Below are 14,468 nucleotides of genomic sequence, written 5' to 3' on the forward strand. Positions count from 1 at the left end.
ATCGATGAAGGCACTTACCTGGCAGGGTAAACGATCGGTCAGCGTCGAGGAAGTTCCCGACCCGCGAATCGAAGATCCCTCGGACGCGATAGTCCGGATTACCTCGACGGCCATCTGCGGCTCCGATCTCCATCTGTACGAAGTTCTGGGCCCGTACATGAAAAAAGGCGACGTGCTGGGCCACGAACCGATGGGCATTGTCGAAGCCGTGGGGAGCAGCGTCACCAACCTGAAGCCCGGCGACCGCGTCGTCATCCCGTTCAACATTGCCTGCGGCCACTGCTGGATGTGCAACAACGGGCTGCAATCCCAGTGTGAAACCACGCAGAACCACGATCAGGGTACGGGAGCGCGCATCTTCGGCTACTCGGAGCTGTACGGTTCCGTTCCCGGCGGCCAGGCCGAATACCTCCGGGTTCCCCATGCCGACTACGGCCCCGTCAAGGTCGGCAATGACCTCCCCGATGAGCGTTACCTGTACCTCTCGGACATCCTTCCCACCGCCTGGCAGGCGGTGCAGTACGCGGACGTGCCCGACGGCGGCACCCTCGCCGTTTTCGGACTTGGTCCCGTCGGTCAATTCGTTGCCCGCAGCGCACGGCATCTGGGTTACCGCGTGATCGCCGTGGAGCCGGTCGCTGAGCGGCGTGCAATGGCCGAGCGGCACGGCATCGAGACAGTGGACTTCACCAAGGAGGTCGGCGATGTGCTCCGCGAGATGACCAATGGCCGCGGACCTGACTCCGTGGTGGACGCCGTCGGCATGGAAGCCCACAACTCACCGCTGGGGGCCTTCGCACAGAACGCAGTGGGGCTGCTCCCGGACCCCATCGCCAGAAAGGCCATAGAAACCGCCGGCGTAGATCGGCTGACGGTCCTCCATGCATCAATCGACGCCGTCCGACGCGGCGGAACGGTCTCCCTCAGCGGCGTCTACGGCGGCACCGCCAGCCCCATGCCACTGCTGACCATGTTCGACAAGCAGATCCAGACCCGGATGGGCCAGTGCAACGTACGCCGATGGACCGATGAGCTGCTGCCGCTCGTCGAAGACCCCTCGGACCCGCTGGGCGTGATGGACCTCAAGACACACGAGGTGTCGCTGGAGGAAGCACCGAACGCCTACAAGATCTTCCAGAAGAAGCAGGACGGCTGCATCAAGGTGATTCTCAAACCATGACGGTCTGAACGGCGTGGATCGCGTCCGCGGCCCGCACCAGCGCAAGATGCGAGAACGCCTGGGGGAAGTTTCCAGCCATCCGGGCGTTCTCGGCGTCGTACTCCTCAGACAGCAGGCCGAGTTCGTTCGCGTAGCCCACCAGCTGATCCATGAGGCGCTTGGCATCCTCGAGACGGCCCGTGTGCGCGTACTGCTCAACGAGCCAGAACGAGCAGGCGAGGAAGGGGTGCTCCCCAGGGGCAAGACCGTCGATGGCCGATTCAGTGCGGTACCGCAGCAGCAGCCCATGACGATCCAGGAGCTGCTCCTCAAGCCGCGCCACCGTGCCCAACATCATCGGATCGTCGTAGTCGATGAAACCGACCTGCGGCAGCTGCAGTAGTGACGCATCGACAAGCGTGGTGCCGTAGTACTGGGTGAAGGAATTCACCTGGCTGTCGTAACCCTGTGCCAGGATCTCCTGCCGGAGGGTGTCGCGCAGCTCCTCCCAGCGATCGGCCTCGCCCTTTAGCCCGTACTCCCGTACAGCGCGGGCACCGCGGTCAAACGCAGCCCACATCATCACGCGGGAGTGCGTGAAGTAGGCCGGTTCGCCGCGCATTTCCCAGATGCCGTGATCCTTCGAATCGAAGTGCTTCTCGAGGAAACCGAGCAGGGCGTGCTGGAGGGGCCACGAGAATTCATCCTCGTTCACACCCCGCTCACGCAGCTTCTCCAGGGCGACCATCACTTCACCGACGACGTCGGCCTGATATTGATTCACAGCCCCGTTGCCGATTCGTACGGGAGCGGAATCCGCGTAGCCCGGCAGGTGGCCGAGCACCTTCTCCGGAAGCTGCCGCTCACCGGAGACGCTGTACATGATCTGCAGGTCCTCCGGGTCCCCGGCGACGGCCCGCAGCAGCCAATTCCGCCACCCGGACGCCTCATCCTCATAGCCGTGCGTCATCATCGCCTCGAGGGTCAGCGCTGCGTCGCGTAGCCAGCAGAACCGATAGTCCCAGTTCCGTTCGCCGCCGAAGGCTTCCGGCAGCGAAGTGGTGGGTGCTGCCACAATGCCGCCGGTATCTTCATGAGTCAGCGCCCGAAGAACCAGAAGGGAGCGCTTGACGATGTCGTCGTATTCGCCCTGCTTCTCGCAGCTTTCCGCCCAGTTCTGCCAGTAGTCGATGGTTGACTGGAGCGTCACGTCGAAGTCGAGGGGCGTCGGCTGCTCCCGGTGCGAGGGGTACCAGACCAGCTCGAGGTCGACCTTCTCCCCGGCTTCGACCGTGAACTCGCCCGCGTGACGGTGGTCAGCAGCGTGGGGAAGATGGGTGCCGCGCAACAGCAGTGCATCCGGACCGGCCATCGCCAGGATCCCGGGACCACCTTCTTCATGGGTTCGCCGCACCCACGGCAGGACGTCACCGTAACCGAACCGGACCACCAGCTCCTGACGCATCGGCACGGAGCCCGCGATGCCCTCGATACGGCGCGCCAATGACGCCCGTCGGTCGTGCATGGGCATGAAATCGGTTACGAGCACTTCTCCGGCCTCAGTCCGCCACCGGGACTGGAGAACAAAAGTGGACTCGACGTACTTCCACTCAACAAGCTCCGCCACCCCGGCGTCATGGGCAGGAGCAATAAGCCATCTCCCGTGGTTCTCGTTGCCCAGCAGAGCCGCAAAGACCGACGCCGAGTCGAACCTCGGGTAGCAGAGCCAGTCGACGCTCCCACCCCTGGACACCAGGGCCCCGGTGTGGAGGTCGGAGATCAGTGCATAGTCCTCAATCGGCATAGCCATGCGTTAACTCAATCACAAACGCCCGGTGGTGGGCTCCCCCTTCAACCTGCGAAGGACATGAGCGGGCCGGTTCGTGGTGATCTCCTGGACGCCGAGCTCGCGAAGGAAGTCGACGTCGTCGTCCGTGTCCACCGTCCACACCCTCACGCGCAGGCCCGCGGCGAGCCACCGCTTTACCCGCTCGGGGTGCGCCCGCACATACTCGATACCGGGCCCGGCGATCCCGACTGCACCGCTCGCGATGATCCGCTCTCCCTCATGGAGGGCACGGCGCAGGAGATTCATGACGGCGGCGGCTGTAAGCGGCCCCAGGGTCTCCCTCACATCCTCGGGGTGGACATCGGCAACCAGCTGGCAGACGACGTCGGACGGGACCCGTTCCAGAAGATGCCTCACCGAGTCCGGGTTGAAGCTCATGAAGGAGATGTGCAGGTTAGCCAGCCGGGAGGTCTCCGGGTCGTATCCCTCCCGCATCAGGAAGGCGATCAGCCTTTCCTCGAGCTTGAGCCCGAAGGGGCTTGGGTGCTTCAGTTCGATGGCTAGTTCCAGCTCCCGGCCATCCCCGCGGAGAAGTTCGATCAGCTCCTCGAGGGTAAGCAACTGATCCGCCACGCCACCGTACTGCGGCGGGATGTTGGCGCCCTTCCAGGACGCGAAATCCAGTTCGCGCAACTGCCGCAGCGTGTGGTCACCGACATCACCCGTGCCGCTGGACGTCCGGTCAAGCGTGGGGTCGTGAATACAAACGAGTTCGAGGTCTTCTGTGAGATGGACATCGCATTCAACGCCGTCGGTCCCCTCGGCGAGCGCCTGGAGGAACGCGGCGCGTGTATGTTCGGCGTATTGCTTGCTGGCGCCCCGGTGGGCGAAAACCAGATGCTTCACTCCTTGTTGTTCTGCCACAGGCCTTACGCTAGCGAATGCGGCAGGAACTGACCTAAGAGCGGCTGATGAGATGGGGAATTCAGCACCGATGCGGAGGACCAAGTGAGCATTGCGTTGACCGATACGGAGCGCGCAGCAGGACTGAGGCGGATGAAGACCGTCGCAACGGGCCTGCTTGGCGTCATGGCGGTGATCTTCCTGGTCGCGTTCGCGCTGCAGGAGCAGTACCCGTGGCTGCAGTATGTCCGGGCGGCGGCCGAGGGTGGCATGGTGGGCGCGCTGGCCGACTGGTTTGCAGTGACAGCCCTGTTCAAGTACCCCATGGGGTTGAAGATTCCGCACACGGCGATCATCCCCCGCAAGAAGGACCAGATCGGAACCTCCCTCGGGCAGTTTGTGGAGGAAAACTTCCTCGCCGAGGACGTTGTCCAACAGAAGTTGACCTCCCTCGGCGTTGCGCAGCGCGCCGGCACGTGGCTCGCCCGCCCGGAGGGTGCGGACCGGGTAGCAGTGGAAGGCGCGGCACTGATCCGTGGTGCGTTCACGGTGCTGGATGACGACGCCGTCCAGCAGGTCATCGAGTCAATGGTGCGCAAGCACGTGGTGGACCCGCCGTGGGGCCCGCCGGTTGGGCGGATGGCAGCCCGGATCTTCGAGGAAGGTCACCACCACCGGCTGGTGGACCTTCTGGTGGACCGCGCAGCCGAGTGGGTCGACGCGAATTACGACGTCGTCTCGCGCGTGGTGTCGCAACGATCCCCCACCTGGGTTCCGCATTTCGTGGACGGGCTGGTGGGCGACAAGGTCTATACCGAGTTTCTCAAGTTCGTGCGCGCCGTCCAGGCCGATCCGCAGCACGATGTCCGGCTCTCGATCGACAAGTACCTCACGGACCTGGCACAGGACCTGCAGTATGACCCGGCGGTCATTGCGAAAGCCGAGGAGATCAAGGCCGGCATCCTGGATGACCCACGTGTTCACGATGTCGCTGCGCGGGCATGGAAGACCGTCAAGACGGCGCTGCTCGAGGCGGTGAACGACCCCGACAGCGAACTGACCCGGAACTTCAAGTCAGCTGTCCGGGATTTCGGACGCCGGCTGACCACCGACGAGGAGCTCGCGGGCAAGATCAACCGCTGGATCTCCGACGGCGCCGGCTACCTCGTACGGACTTACCGCAGCGACATTGCCGGAATCATTTCGGAGACCGTGGAACGCTGGGATGCAGAGGAGACCTCACGGAAGATCGAACTCCAGGTAGGTAAGGATCTTCAGTTCATCCGAATCAACGGCACCGTGGTGGGTTCACTCGCAGGCCTGGCGATCTTCACGATCGCTCACGCGCTGTTCGGCTGACCTCCGCCGGACTCAGGGGTGGCCGTAATCCTTTGTCGCCGCAGGCAGCTTCTCGAGTTCGGTGAGCAGTTCACCGGGAATCACGGTGGGCGGAGGGCCGAACGCTTCGCGCGTGGCATTGATGACCGTACGGCCCATCATGTGGTTGCCGGCTCCGCCCACGGCAGCGCCCACCCCGAATGGCAGTGCACGTCCCAGCAGTGCCCCGCCCTGGCGGGCCAGCATGCGCCGGATGAACCGCTTGCGGATACTCGCGCCGATTCCGCGTACCGCTGATGAAGACATCGATCCACCGACCACGTTGCCCCAGTGACGCGTTACACCGCCCGCTGAGGAACCCATTGTGGCCTGTATCAGCGCTGACCCCTCTTCGCCCATCAGGATGCCCATAACGAGCGTTCGTGCGCGTTCCGGATCATCGGTGGAGATCCCGTGAAGCTCCGCGACTGATTGGGCGTAGAGGGCTGTTGCCTCCAGGAAGCCGACCGTGGCTGCGGCTGAAAGCCCCAGGGAAACGACTGTGCCGATCGCCGGCACGACGGCGGTACCTCCGACGGCCGCTCCCGCCGTCGTGATCGCGACAAGGTAGTCCCGCTCCAGTTTTGCGTTCAACTCGGCGGCAGTAGCTGTTGGGTCTTTCTTGCGTAGCCGCCGCAGGTTTGCAAGCACCAATGGCCGCTGAACGTCGATAGCCCGTTCCACTGCACGCTGGATACCCGGCTTCGGTCGGCCGTGGCGATCGAAAACCGCCCCACTCGCGAATTTGCCCGCTGGGTTGAAGGGTGCCATTGCTGATCCTTCCGTCGAGTTGTTCAAGTCTGGCTTACTTGGCTTCGCAAAGCCATGCAAAACGCCCCGTCGGATGGGGCCGACGGGGCGTTTTAGTAGATGTCGCCCAGATTATGCGTGCGAGCGATTCTTGGTGATGGCACCGTACACGAGGAGAACGATGATCGCTCCACCGATGGCCAGCAGCCATGAAGAAAGCGAGAAGAATTCGTTCACGCCGACGTTGAAGAGGAGGTTGCCAAGGAAACCTCCGAGCAGGGCGCCGATCACGCCGAGAATAAGCGTCATTACCCAGCCGCCACCCTGCCGTCCAGGGAGAATCAGTTTGGCGATGGCGCCTGCAATAAGACCGAGAAGAAGAAATGCTAGGAAATTCATGAAGTACTCCTTAATCGAACTTCTATCCACGCAACTTGTTTGTCGATTTCGACCGTGCACCGAAGTGCAACTGCACACCACCCTACTTCATCAGTGAGCTTAGTAATAGCTTATGGTCCTGCTGGTGCAACCATTAAACTCCTGCCTGCCCGCATTGCAACCCCCCGTAATCAAAACTTCACCGGGGGCAGGATTGATCCGCAGAAAAAGGGCTCGCTCAATTTCTGCGCGATGCTCGGAGCCACACCAACCGGAAGACAGTATGCTGATTACATAGCGTGTTATTCGCCACCCGCTTCTGCTGCTGCAACAAGCAGCGAACAAACAGAAAAATTGCCAAGCGGGTCAAATCAAGGAGTAGTTGGTATGAGAATCGGTTCCTCCATCGTCCTGATTGCACTCGGGGCAATCCTGGCCTTCGCCGTTGCAGACAATCTGGTGAACTTCATCGACCTCACCCTCGTGGGCTACATCCTCATGGGAGTCGGTGTTCTGGGACTCATCATCTCGCTCCTGATGAATGCGCCGCGCAACCAGAAGCGAGTGAGCGAATCGCGCACTGTGCAGGATCCGAACACCGGTGAGCGGATCACCCGCAATGAAACCCGCGACGGCGGGATCTAACCCTTAGACGAATCCACCTGGGCCGACGGCCCCGATCAGCGAAGAAGCCACCTGCCTCTCGGCGCGGGTGGCTTCTTCATTTAAGCCGTCACCTCCCGTCCGGGAACAGGACTACGTGTACGACCGCCAGGTCTCCCAATCTGCCTTTTCTTCCGTTTTCCATTGACATCCAAACATAAACACAGATAGAGTCACTGAAACAGAAATACCTGTGACTCTGGTCACCAGTCGAGGAGGCGCTGTGTTCGCCGAGGAACGCTATAACAGGATCGCCGCCTTGGTGGCGTCCGAAGGCCGCGTTACCGTGGCGCAACTCGCCGCCCGCTTCAACATCACCAAGGAGACTGTCCGGCGGGACCTCGCGCTTCTGGAAAAGGACGGAATTCTCCGCCGCGTACACGGAGGTGCCGTCCCGGCTACCAACGCCAGCACCAGCGAGCTCAGCCTGTCCAGCCGCGAAGGTCGGAATCAGGCGGAGAAAGCCCGCATAGCCAAGGCTGCGCTGGCCATGGTGCCAGCTGAGGGATCGATTGTGCTGGACGGCGGAACCACCACCGGAAGCCTCGCAGCCCTCCTCGTTCAGGAAGCGGCGGATCAGCTCCTGATCATCACCCACTCCGTCCCTGTCGCCCACACTCTCATCGGCTCGTCCCTCCAGCTCGAGTTCATCGGAGGGCGAGTCCGCAGCCTCACCAGTGCCTGCGTGGGAAGCGGCACCGTAGCGCGTTACAACGGCTTTCGACCGGATGTCGTTTTCATCGGCACAAACGGTGTGCACCCGGAATTCGGGCTCAGCACTCCAGACCCAGAGGAGGCCTCCGTGAAGGCGGCAATTGTTCGATCGGCGCGCCGCGTCGTCGTGCTGGCAGATGCATCGAAACTGAACGCGGAGACCCTTGTGGGCTTCGCCGGTCTCAACGAGATCGACGCACTCATCACCGACGTCCAGCCGGACGCTGCGCTCTGCGAAGCACTGGCTGACGCGGATGTCGAGCTGGTGGTCGCATGATCATCACGCTCACGGCCAATCCCAGCCTTGACCGCACCATCGAGTTGGCCGCTCCCCTCGCCCGCGGTGCGGTGCAAAGGGCAGTGGCCAACCGGCAGGAATCGGGAGGCAAGGGCGTTAACGTCTGCCGTGCACTATCAGCAGGTGGAACCGAAGCCCTCGCGATCCTTCCGGGTCAGGACGGTGATCCGGTACTTGCCGGCCTGCTCGCCGCAGGTGTCGCCTACCGCAACCTGCCGATTCGGGCGGCCCTGCGCTCCAACGTCACCATCACGGAACCGGACGGCACCACCACCAAGATCAACGAGCCCGGTCCAGCGTTGAGCGAGCAGGAAGCCGCCACGCTCATCGACCTGGTGGTGGACTTGTCCGACGGCGCGCGCTGGCTGGTTCTTGCAGGGTCACTTCCGCCGGGCCTGCAGCAGGACTTCTATGCAGCAACCGTGCGGGCAGTCCGTACCCGGCACGGGAACCGCGCACCACTGATCGCCCTTGACGCATCCGAAGCGGCGCTCATCGCCGCGATAGAAGGAAATGCCGCTCCGGACCTGCTCAAGCCCAACGCCGAGGAACTGTCGCAGCTCACCGGAATCGGTCATGGTGACGAACTGGAGGACCAGCAGGACCTCGCCGTGGAGGCAGCAACCCGCCTGCTTGCCCGCGGCGTCCGCGCAGTACTGGCAACGCTCGGATCCAAGGGTGCGCTGCTGGTAACCCCCGACGGCGCCTGGCACGCACAGCACCCCCCAATCACAGCAATTTCCACTGTCGGCGCGGGTGACTCCGCCCTTGCCGGCTATCTCCTGGCGCATACCCGCGGCGCCAGCGCTCCCGACTGCCTACGCCAGGCAGTCGCGCACGGTTCAGCGGCGGCCTCGCTGCCCGGGTCGACCGTGCCCGCCCTGCACCAGACCACGCCCGACGCCGTCACGGTCCGGGCTCTGACTCCGGCTACTTCCCCCAACCACCCATAACCTCCGAAGGAAATCCCATGTCCGCAATGATTACGCCTGAACTTGTCGTCCTCGACAAGTCCCTGGGCAACGACCGCGCCGACGTTATTCGTCGGCTCGCTGAACTTGTGGTGGCGCAGGGCCGCGCCGATCAGGTGGAAGGGCTGTTCGCTGATGCACTGGCCCGCGAGGAAAAGACGGCAACCGGAATCCCCGGTGGAATTGCCATTCCGCACTGCCGATCCACCTCCGTCCTTGAGCCGACTCTGGCCATGGCCCGTCTCGAACCGAAGGTCGACTTCGGCGCCAAGGACGGACCGGCAGACCTCGTGTTCTTCATCGCCGCTCCCGAGGGCGCCGACCAGCAGCACCTCAAGCTGCTGTCGAAGCTGGCCCGTTCCCTGATCAAGAAGGACTTCACCGCGTCGCTGCGCTCTGCTGCTTCTGAGCAGGAAATCGTGGCGCTGGTCGAGGAAGCAATCGAAACGGCACCTGCCAAGAAGGAGGGCGGCGCCACCTCGGTCACCCCGTCCGCAGCCGACCCCGGCACCCCCACCCCTCCGGAAGCAGCCCGCACCAAACGGCTGGTGGCTGTAACGGCTTGCCCCACCGGTATCGCTCACACTTACATGGCGGCCGACTCGCTGGTGGCGGCGGCGAAGGAAAAGGGCGTTGACCTCCAGGTTGAGACCCAGGGATCCTCTGCATCGACTCCCCTGGATCCTTCCGTGATTGCAGCGGCAGATGCGGTGATCTTCGCGGTCGACGTCGATGTCCGGGACAAGCACCGGTTCGCCGGCAAGCCGGTTATCAACGCTCCCGTCAAGCGCGGGATCGATGAGCCCGGCGTCATGGTGGATGAGGCGCTCGCGGCGGCGGATAACCCGAACGCCCGCCGAGTCGCCGACTCATCCATGCCGGGAGCCGACGACGACGGGCCGCGTGAGGGTGTCGGCGGACAGTTGAAGCGCGCGCTACTTACCGGCGTGAGCTACATGATCCCGTTCGTCGCCGGCGGCGGTCTGCTGATCGCCCTCGGATTCTTCCTCGGCGGATATGACATCACCGGTTTCGCCGACGACATGGTTGTCAACAACAGCCTGTGGAACCTCCCAGCCGAGTTCCCGGAAACAGCAAAGGGAGCGCTGGGTGCCTATCTGGGTGCGGTGCTCTTCAAGATCGGTGCCCTGTCCATGGGCTTCCTGGTTCCCGCTCTTGCCGGGTACATCGCATACGCTCTGGCCGATCGTCCCGGTATCGCACCGGGCTTCGTCGCCGGCGCAGTTGCCGGATTCATGGGCGCCGGCTTCCTCGGCGCGATTGTTGGCGGTCTCCTCGCGGGTTACGTTGCCATGAGGATCGGAAAACTGTCCGTGCCGCGCTGGCTCCGTGGCCTGATGCCGGTAGTCATCATCCCGTTGGTCGCCTCGATTGTGGCCTCCGGACTCATGATCCTGATTCTCGGCGGGCCCATCGCCGGACTCACCGTTGCGCTCAATGATTGGCTGTCCGGTCTCACCGGCACGGGGGCTGTTCTCCTCGGCGTCATCCTTGGACTCATGATGGCGGTGGACCTCGGCGGGCCTATCAACAAGGTCGCCTACGCCTTCGCGGTTGCCGGACTTGGCGCCGGAGCGGTGGATAACCAGGCACCGTGGCAGATCATGGCGGCAGTCATGGCCGCAGGCATGGTCCCGCCGCTGGCTCTGGCTCTGGCGACGGTGATCGACCGCCGTCGTTTCTCCCTGGCCGAGCGCGAGAACGGCAAGGCGGCCTGGCTCCTTGGATCGGCATTTATCTCCGAAGGAGCGATTCCTTTCGCGGCCGCCGATCCGCTGCGCGTCATCCCGGCGGGGATGGTGGGATCCGCCATCACGGGTGCAATGATCATGGGCACCGGTGTGACCTCCCAGGCACCCCATGGCGGCATCTTCGTATTCTTCGCGATCGGCAACGTGGCTATGTTTGTCCTATCGATCCTCGTAGGCATGGTCGTCTCGGCCCTCGCGGTGGTGGCCCTGAAGCGGTTCGCTGTTCGTAAGCCGCAACCGGCTGAGACCCCCGAGCCGGTCGCCGCCTAGTCTCTCATCGAGGAGTTGGACCATTGAGCGTTTTCGCGGCCGTGGTCCAACCCCACGGTGGATGAGGAAACAGCCCTGCTGAAGGCCGCCGCGAAAGGCCTCGTTGCCGATTCTGCAAACTCTGGGCCTGTAGGCTCACAACCAAACGCAACCGGAAGGAAAATCATGATCGAACGCAAAGCAACCGTAGCCAGCCGGGTGGGGCTCCATGCTCGTCCTGCCGCCATCTTCGCCGAGGCGGCGGGTGAACTCCCGGTTGAGGTAACCATCGCGATGGAAAGCAGTCCGGCAGACGAGGCCATGGACGCGTCGAGCATCCTTTCCCTGATGAGCCTCGGAGCCGAACACGGCGATGTGGTGGTGCTCCGGTCGGAGGACGACGGCGCTGAAGAGGCCCTGGACTCATTGGTGCGGATCCTCGAGACGGATCACGACGCCTAGCAGGCGGGAGACTTCGGGCGCCGAAATAAGTGCCTAAAGCAAAATAGGTGCGTCCACCCGTTCTAATGGACGCACCTATTGCTGTGTAACCCGAGGACCCCCCACGGTCACCGGGAGTTACATAATCATAATTTTGACACAGCTTGATGAAAACGTGAATAGTGTTTCTTCTATAAGACGAAAAATCATCCAAAAGGACTAATGGGTCCCCTAGAGCTTCCGGTCCTCGCTCGCCAGGAAGTTGGATGCTCTGCCGCTTGTAGCGCGTCTGCCTGACAGCCAGATCATGGCGAGACCCATGGTCACCAGGACGATTGCGCCGAACGGCAGGACAAGGTCAGCCGCGCCGGTGGGCAGGCTGGTGAGCTGGAGAGTAGCGTGCGCGAGCACCATAGCGAAGCCGACGGCCATCAATCCCGCGGCACTCCGATGGAGGCGCAGTGCGGAAGTGTCACGTGCCCGCGCAACCGCAGAACCTATGAGGCAGGCGCCGATGTAGGCCGGGTATAGCCGTCCCAGGTGGGCGTACCACTGCACTGACGTCTGGCCGGCATAGGCCCTCAGGCCTGTCGAGGACTCGGGCAGGTCGCTGAGTGCGAAGAGAAGTACCGTGCCCACCACCGTGACGGTAAGCGCCGTCACGCCGAGAGGGCCCCGGATCAGCCGAAGGGCGCGCGCAGACCCGAAAGCGGCTGCACCGCGCATGCCGAGCAGCAGCATGACGGCATAGAGGCTGAGCCTGATGATCAGGTTGGCGATATTGACTCCGCCAAGCAGACTGTCAACAGCGAGATAGATGTGCGGCAGGCTCAGCGCCACTGCGACGCACAGCAGGACCAGCACAGCAAAGACACTGCGGCCCCGTCCCCGTAGGGCATCCGGCAGCCTCATGGCAGCGAACAGCAGACACAGTCCGAGGGCCAGCCACTGGATAACCACTCCCACGCTCATCCCAGGTTCTCCCATAACGCCTTGTCGCGTGTGCTGTCCTGCTCCTGCTTGCGCAACCTTTTGCCCAGACCGTCCAATCTATCCCGCGCGATCAGGATGAGTTCGGAATCGGGCAGGGAGCTCAGGACCTGCTCACGGCCATCCTCGGCCCACCCCCCTTCTTCGGGAGTGAGGAGCCCGGTTACCACCAAACCATTGGCAAGGGAAACCCCGGAGACACGGGCAACTTCCACGCATAGCTGCGTGCTCAATCTGCCGGCGCTGAGCTGGGCAGAAAGGTTTTGGGGTGCAATCCCTGTTCGCGCCGTCAGCGCCTGACGCAGTTCGCCACGGTCGACGGCGTCGAACCAGGTCCTGACCGAGTACCGGTGCGGGAGCGGCGCAAGTTGGAAGCTCACTGGTCGGCCCACACAGTCCGCATCTTCGCTCCGGCCGAGAATCAGCCTCAGCAGATCCATCGGTGAAACCTGGCTGAGGTATTCCGCCGGTGTAGGCGGCAGTATCCCATCTGCGAGATCAAAATAGCCGTCGAACTGACTGAGCGCTTGCACCGGAGGAACGCCATAAGCGCGGGCGATGTTGACGACGGTTTCCACCGAGACCTTCCCGCGCACCAGCTGCTGGGCAAGGGTAGACCGCTTGATGTCCGCCTTGCGGCAGAGATCCGACACCGTTGCATCAGGGGCAATCTGGTTGCGCCACAGCTGAAAGGCTTTAGCTGTGACCGTCATTGTTGCCCTTCACGTTGAGATTGACGGGATTGAAGTCAACTGGACTTTCCACCCCTACTGTGAAGTATAGTTGGAGAGCTGGCTCCCCATTCTGCGATTCCCCCATACGCAGAACGCGGAGCCAGTCTCACGTTAAAGGCACATACGCCTGCGCTCCCCTACCGGATTACCAGCGCACCTTCTTCTCGGGCTTTCCCTGCTTGCCGCTGGCGTGAAGGGATTTGTTCCTCCGACCGGTGCTATGGGCACTGTCAAGCTCCCCGAAGGCTGGATTCTTTTTGGCAAGCGCCTCGCGGGCGCGCGGGTCGTCCACGAGCTTCTTGGCCGCGGCTTCAGTAACGCGCACGTTAAGGGGCTGTTGGTTGTCTTGCTGGGTCATGACTCTCCTCTTTGTGACTGAGACCGCAGGCTGCCAGGCCTACAGGAGACGGCAGGGCAACAGCGTTTTCGTCAGCTGTTGGCTACCGGTTCCGCGAGGTCGCCTCTACGACACATGGCTTGATCGGTACCTTGATCAACGCGTAGGGGGAGCGGGAACAACCTGGAGGCGAAAGCCTCAACACGGTCTATTTCGAATGTGTTGATGTGATGCGATGAGCGCTCAGCGCACTCAACCGGCACGATTTACTCGAAAATTAGTGTTCCCATGCGCTTCAACGTACACGAGGCTTCCGGCCTTGGCCAGAGGGTTAAGCAGTATTCGCCGGCCTAGTCGGCGCATACTTATATTCCACTGCTGCAGAACCGGTAGATTCTTCGGATAGCCAAGGGAGGCAGAATGGGCGAGAGTACGCCGAACATCGACAGCCGTTACAGCCCCATTTATCAGCGCGGCGGCACCGCCGGCACCGGCGGCGCCGGTGCGCCGGCCGCGCATGGCAGCCGCTGGGCGTCCCCGGGTGAACCACCGCAGCAGCGGCCGGACGCCCCAGCGGAACCTGACCTTCCCCCGGCGCCCGACGCTGGAGCGAACGTCGTGGAAGTGGTCCCTGAAGGTGTTCCGCACAACGACGCAGCCGTGTCGGCCGGCCGGCGGTTCAACCCGTTCCTGCTCGCGCTCTGGTTGCTCGGTGCGGCGCTCCTGGCGTTGGGCCTCTGGGCTGTTTTCGCGCCCCTGCAGGTGGATGAAACCGCGGTCAACGGCCCGTTCCCCCAGTGGATCTTCATCATCAGCCAATCAGCCGGAGGGATCGTTGTCAGCGGCAGCATCCTGCTCGCTGCGGCCGGCGCGCTCAGCGCAGTTCGCTGGGACCGGCAGCGGGGCAGTGCTCAGCAGAGGTAGAAGCGTTGCGCCGCTGCGG

15 protein-coding genes are annotated in these 14,468 nt (G+C 63.0%); 8 read left to right on the forward strand and 7 right to left on the reverse strand.

Features of this window, described 5'->3' with window-relative positions:
• Positions 1-4 precede the first annotated feature (4 nt).
• Positions 5-1,180 carry a zinc-dependent alcohol dehydrogenase gene (locus tag RIF85_RS01140; RefSeq protein ID WP_309070065.1) on the forward strand — a complete coding sequence of 392 codons (1,176 nt, stop codon included), beginning with the start codon at positions 5-7 and terminating at the stop codon, positions 1,178-1,180.
• On the opposite strand, the gene RIF85_RS01145 is transcribed toward RIF85_RS01140, so the two are convergent.
• Positions 1,170-2,969, reverse strand: a complete 1,800-nt coding sequence (locus RIF85_RS01145) for a glycoside hydrolase family 15 protein (RefSeq protein WP_309070066.1) — start codon at positions 2,967-2,969, stop codon at positions 1,170-1,172. The two genes, RIF85_RS01140 and RIF85_RS01145, sit on opposite strands and share 11 nt — an antisense overlap.
• Positions 2,970-2,981: 12 nt before the next feature.
• Entirely contained in the window at positions 2,982-3,872 is an 891-nt protein-coding gene (locus RIF85_RS01150) for a glycerophosphodiester phosphodiesterase family protein (protein WP_309070067.1), read from the reverse strand.
• Positions 3,873-4,004: 132 nt separating this feature from the next.
• Here RIF85_RS01150 and RIF85_RS01155 point away from each other — a divergent pair, with 132 nt between their 5' ends.
• Positions 4,005-5,210, forward strand: a complete 1,206-nt coding sequence (locus RIF85_RS01155) for a DUF445 domain-containing protein (RefSeq protein WP_309070132.1) — start codon at positions 4,005-4,007, stop codon at positions 5,208-5,210.
• A gap of 12 nt (positions 5,211-5,222) precedes the next feature.
• Here the strand turns inward: RIF85_RS01155 and RIF85_RS01160 are convergent, their stop codons facing one another.
• Both RIF85_RS01160 and RIF85_RS01165 read right to left on the reverse strand, forming a co-directional pair.
• On the reverse strand, positions 5,223-5,999 hold the full coding sequence (locus RIF85_RS01160; RefSeq protein ID WP_309070068.1) for a hypothetical protein: 777 nt from the start codon (positions 5,997-5,999) through the stop codon (positions 5,223-5,225).
• 111 nt (positions 6,000-6,110) lie between these two features.
• Positions 6,111-6,377 carry a GlsB/YeaQ/YmgE family stress response membrane protein gene (locus RIF85_RS01165; protein ID WP_309070069.1) on the reverse strand — a complete coding sequence of 89 codons (267 nt, stop codon included), beginning with the start codon at positions 6,375-6,377 and terminating at the stop codon, positions 6,111-6,113.
• Positions 6,378-6,743: 366 nt separating this feature from the next.
• Here RIF85_RS01165 and RIF85_RS01170 point away from each other — a divergent pair, with 366 nt between their 5' ends.
• From RIF85_RS01170 to RIF85_RS01190, 5 genes are all read left to right on the forward strand, one after another.
• The gene (locus RIF85_RS01170) at positions 6,744-7,001 is read left to right on the forward strand and encodes a DUF6458 family protein (RefSeq protein WP_204533555.1); all 258 of its coding nucleotides are present in this window, start codon (positions 6,744-6,746) and stop codon (positions 6,999-7,001) included.
• Positions 7,002-7,242: 241 nt separating this feature from the next.
• Positions 7,243-8,010 (forward strand): DeoR/GlpR family DNA-binding transcription regulator, encoded by a 768-nt coding sequence (locus RIF85_RS01175; RefSeq protein ID WP_309070070.1) that lies wholly within the window; start codon positions 7,243-7,245, stop codon positions 8,008-8,010.
• Positions 8,007-8,984, forward strand: coding sequence for a 1-phosphofructokinase family hexose kinase (locus tag RIF85_RS01180; protein WP_309070071.1), 978 nt, complete (start codon positions 8,007-8,009; stop codon positions 8,982-8,984). The genes RIF85_RS01175 and RIF85_RS01180 overlap by 4 nt, the downstream gene beginning before the upstream one ends.
• A gap of 17 nt (positions 8,985-9,001) precedes the next feature.
• Entirely contained in the window at positions 9,002-11,044 is a 2,043-nt protein-coding gene (locus RIF85_RS01185) for a fructose-specific PTS transporter subunit EIIC (protein WP_309070072.1), read from the forward strand.
• 165 nt (positions 11,045-11,209) lie between these two features.
• Positions 11,210-11,485, forward strand: a complete 276-nt coding sequence (locus RIF85_RS01190; RefSeq protein WP_309070073.1) for an HPr family phosphocarrier protein — start codon at positions 11,210-11,212, stop codon at positions 11,483-11,485.
• Positions 11,486-11,695: 210 nt separating this feature from the next.
• Here RIF85_RS01190 and RIF85_RS01195 read toward each other — a convergent pair whose 3' ends face one another.
• The 3 genes from RIF85_RS01195 to RIF85_RS01205 all read right to left on the reverse strand — a co-directional run bounded on the left by RIF85_RS01195 (position 11,696) and on the right by RIF85_RS01205 (position 13,546).
• The gene (locus RIF85_RS01195; protein ID WP_309070074.1) at positions 11,696-12,436 is read right to left on the reverse strand and encodes a hypothetical protein; all 741 of its coding nucleotides are present in this window, start codon (positions 12,434-12,436) and stop codon (positions 11,696-11,698) included.
• Positions 12,433-13,167 (reverse strand): helix-turn-helix transcriptional regulator, encoded by a 735-nt coding sequence (locus RIF85_RS01200; RefSeq protein WP_309070075.1) that lies wholly within the window; start codon positions 13,165-13,167, stop codon positions 12,433-12,435. The genes RIF85_RS01195 and RIF85_RS01200 overlap by 4 nt, the downstream gene beginning before the upstream one ends.
• A 166-nt stretch (positions 13,168-13,333) precedes the next feature.
• Positions 13,334-13,546, reverse strand: coding sequence for a hypothetical protein (locus RIF85_RS01205; RefSeq protein WP_309070076.1), 213 nt, complete (start codon positions 13,544-13,546; stop codon positions 13,334-13,336).
• A gap of 399 nt (positions 13,547-13,945) precedes the next feature.
• Here RIF85_RS01205 and RIF85_RS01210 point away from each other — a divergent pair, with 399 nt between their 5' ends.
• A complete protein-coding gene (locus tag RIF85_RS01210; protein ID WP_309070077.1) occupies positions 13,946-14,449 on the forward strand; it encodes a hypothetical protein in 504 nt (167 codons plus the stop codon).
• Positions 14,450-14,468: the final 19 nt, after the last annotated feature.

The organism is Arthrobacter sp., from assembly GCF_031179385.1.
In the GTDB taxonomy this organism is placed as follows: Bacteria; Actinomycetota; Actinomycetes; order Actinomycetales; family Micrococcaceae; genus Arthrobacter_D.

What these genes read in the sequence shown, in the direction of transcription:
- RIF85_RS01140 (WP_309070065.1), top strand. Translation starts at nt 5, where the DNA reads ATGAAGGCACTTACCTGGCAGGGTAAACGATCGGTCAGCGTCGAGGAA.
- RIF85_RS01145 (WP_309070066.1), bottom strand. Translation starts at nt 2,969, where the DNA reads ATGGCTATGCCGATTGAGGACTATGCACTGATCTCCGACCTCCACACC.
- RIF85_RS01155 (WP_309070132.1), top strand. Translation starts at nt 4,005, where the DNA reads ATGAAGACCGTCGCAACGGGCCTGCTTGGCGTCATGGCGGTGATCTTC.
- RIF85_RS01160 (WP_309070068.1), bottom strand. Translation starts at nt 5,999, where the DNA reads ATGGCACCCTTCAACCCAGCGGGCAAATTCGCGAGTGGGGCGGTTTTC.
- RIF85_RS01165 (WP_309070069.1), bottom strand. Translation starts at nt 6,377, where the DNA reads ATGAATTTCCTAGCATTTCTTCTTCTCGGTCTTATTGCAGGCGCCATC.
- RIF85_RS01170 (WP_204533555.1), top strand. Translation starts at nt 6,744, where the DNA reads ATGAGAATCGGTTCCTCCATCGTCCTGATTGCACTCGGGGCAATCCTG.
- RIF85_RS01180 (WP_309070071.1), top strand. Translation starts at nt 8,007, where the DNA reads ATGATCATCACGCTCACGGCCAATCCCAGCCTTGACCGCACCATCGAG.
- RIF85_RS01185 (WP_309070072.1), top strand. Translation starts at nt 9,002, where the DNA reads ATGTCCGCAATGATTACGCCTGAACTTGTCGTCCTCGACAAGTCCCTG.
- RIF85_RS01190 (WP_309070073.1), top strand. Translation starts at nt 11,210, where the DNA reads ATGATCGAACGCAAAGCAACCGTAGCCAGCCGGGTGGGGCTCCATGCT.
- RIF85_RS01195 (WP_309070074.1), bottom strand. Translation starts at nt 12,436, where the DNA reads ATGAGCGTGGGAGTGGTTATCCAGTGGCTGGCCCTCGGACTGTGTCTG.
- RIF85_RS01200 (WP_309070075.1), bottom strand. Translation starts at nt 13,167, where the DNA reads ATGACGGTCACAGCTAAAGCCTTTCAGCTGTGGCGCAACCAGATTGCC.
- RIF85_RS01205 (WP_309070076.1), bottom strand. Translation starts at nt 13,546, where the DNA reads ATGACCCAGCAAGACAACCAACAGCCCCTTAACGTGCGCGTTACTGAA.
- RIF85_RS01210 (WP_309070077.1), top strand. Translation starts at nt 13,946, where the DNA reads ATGGGCGAGAGTACGCCGAACATCGACAGCCGTTACAGCCCCATTTAT.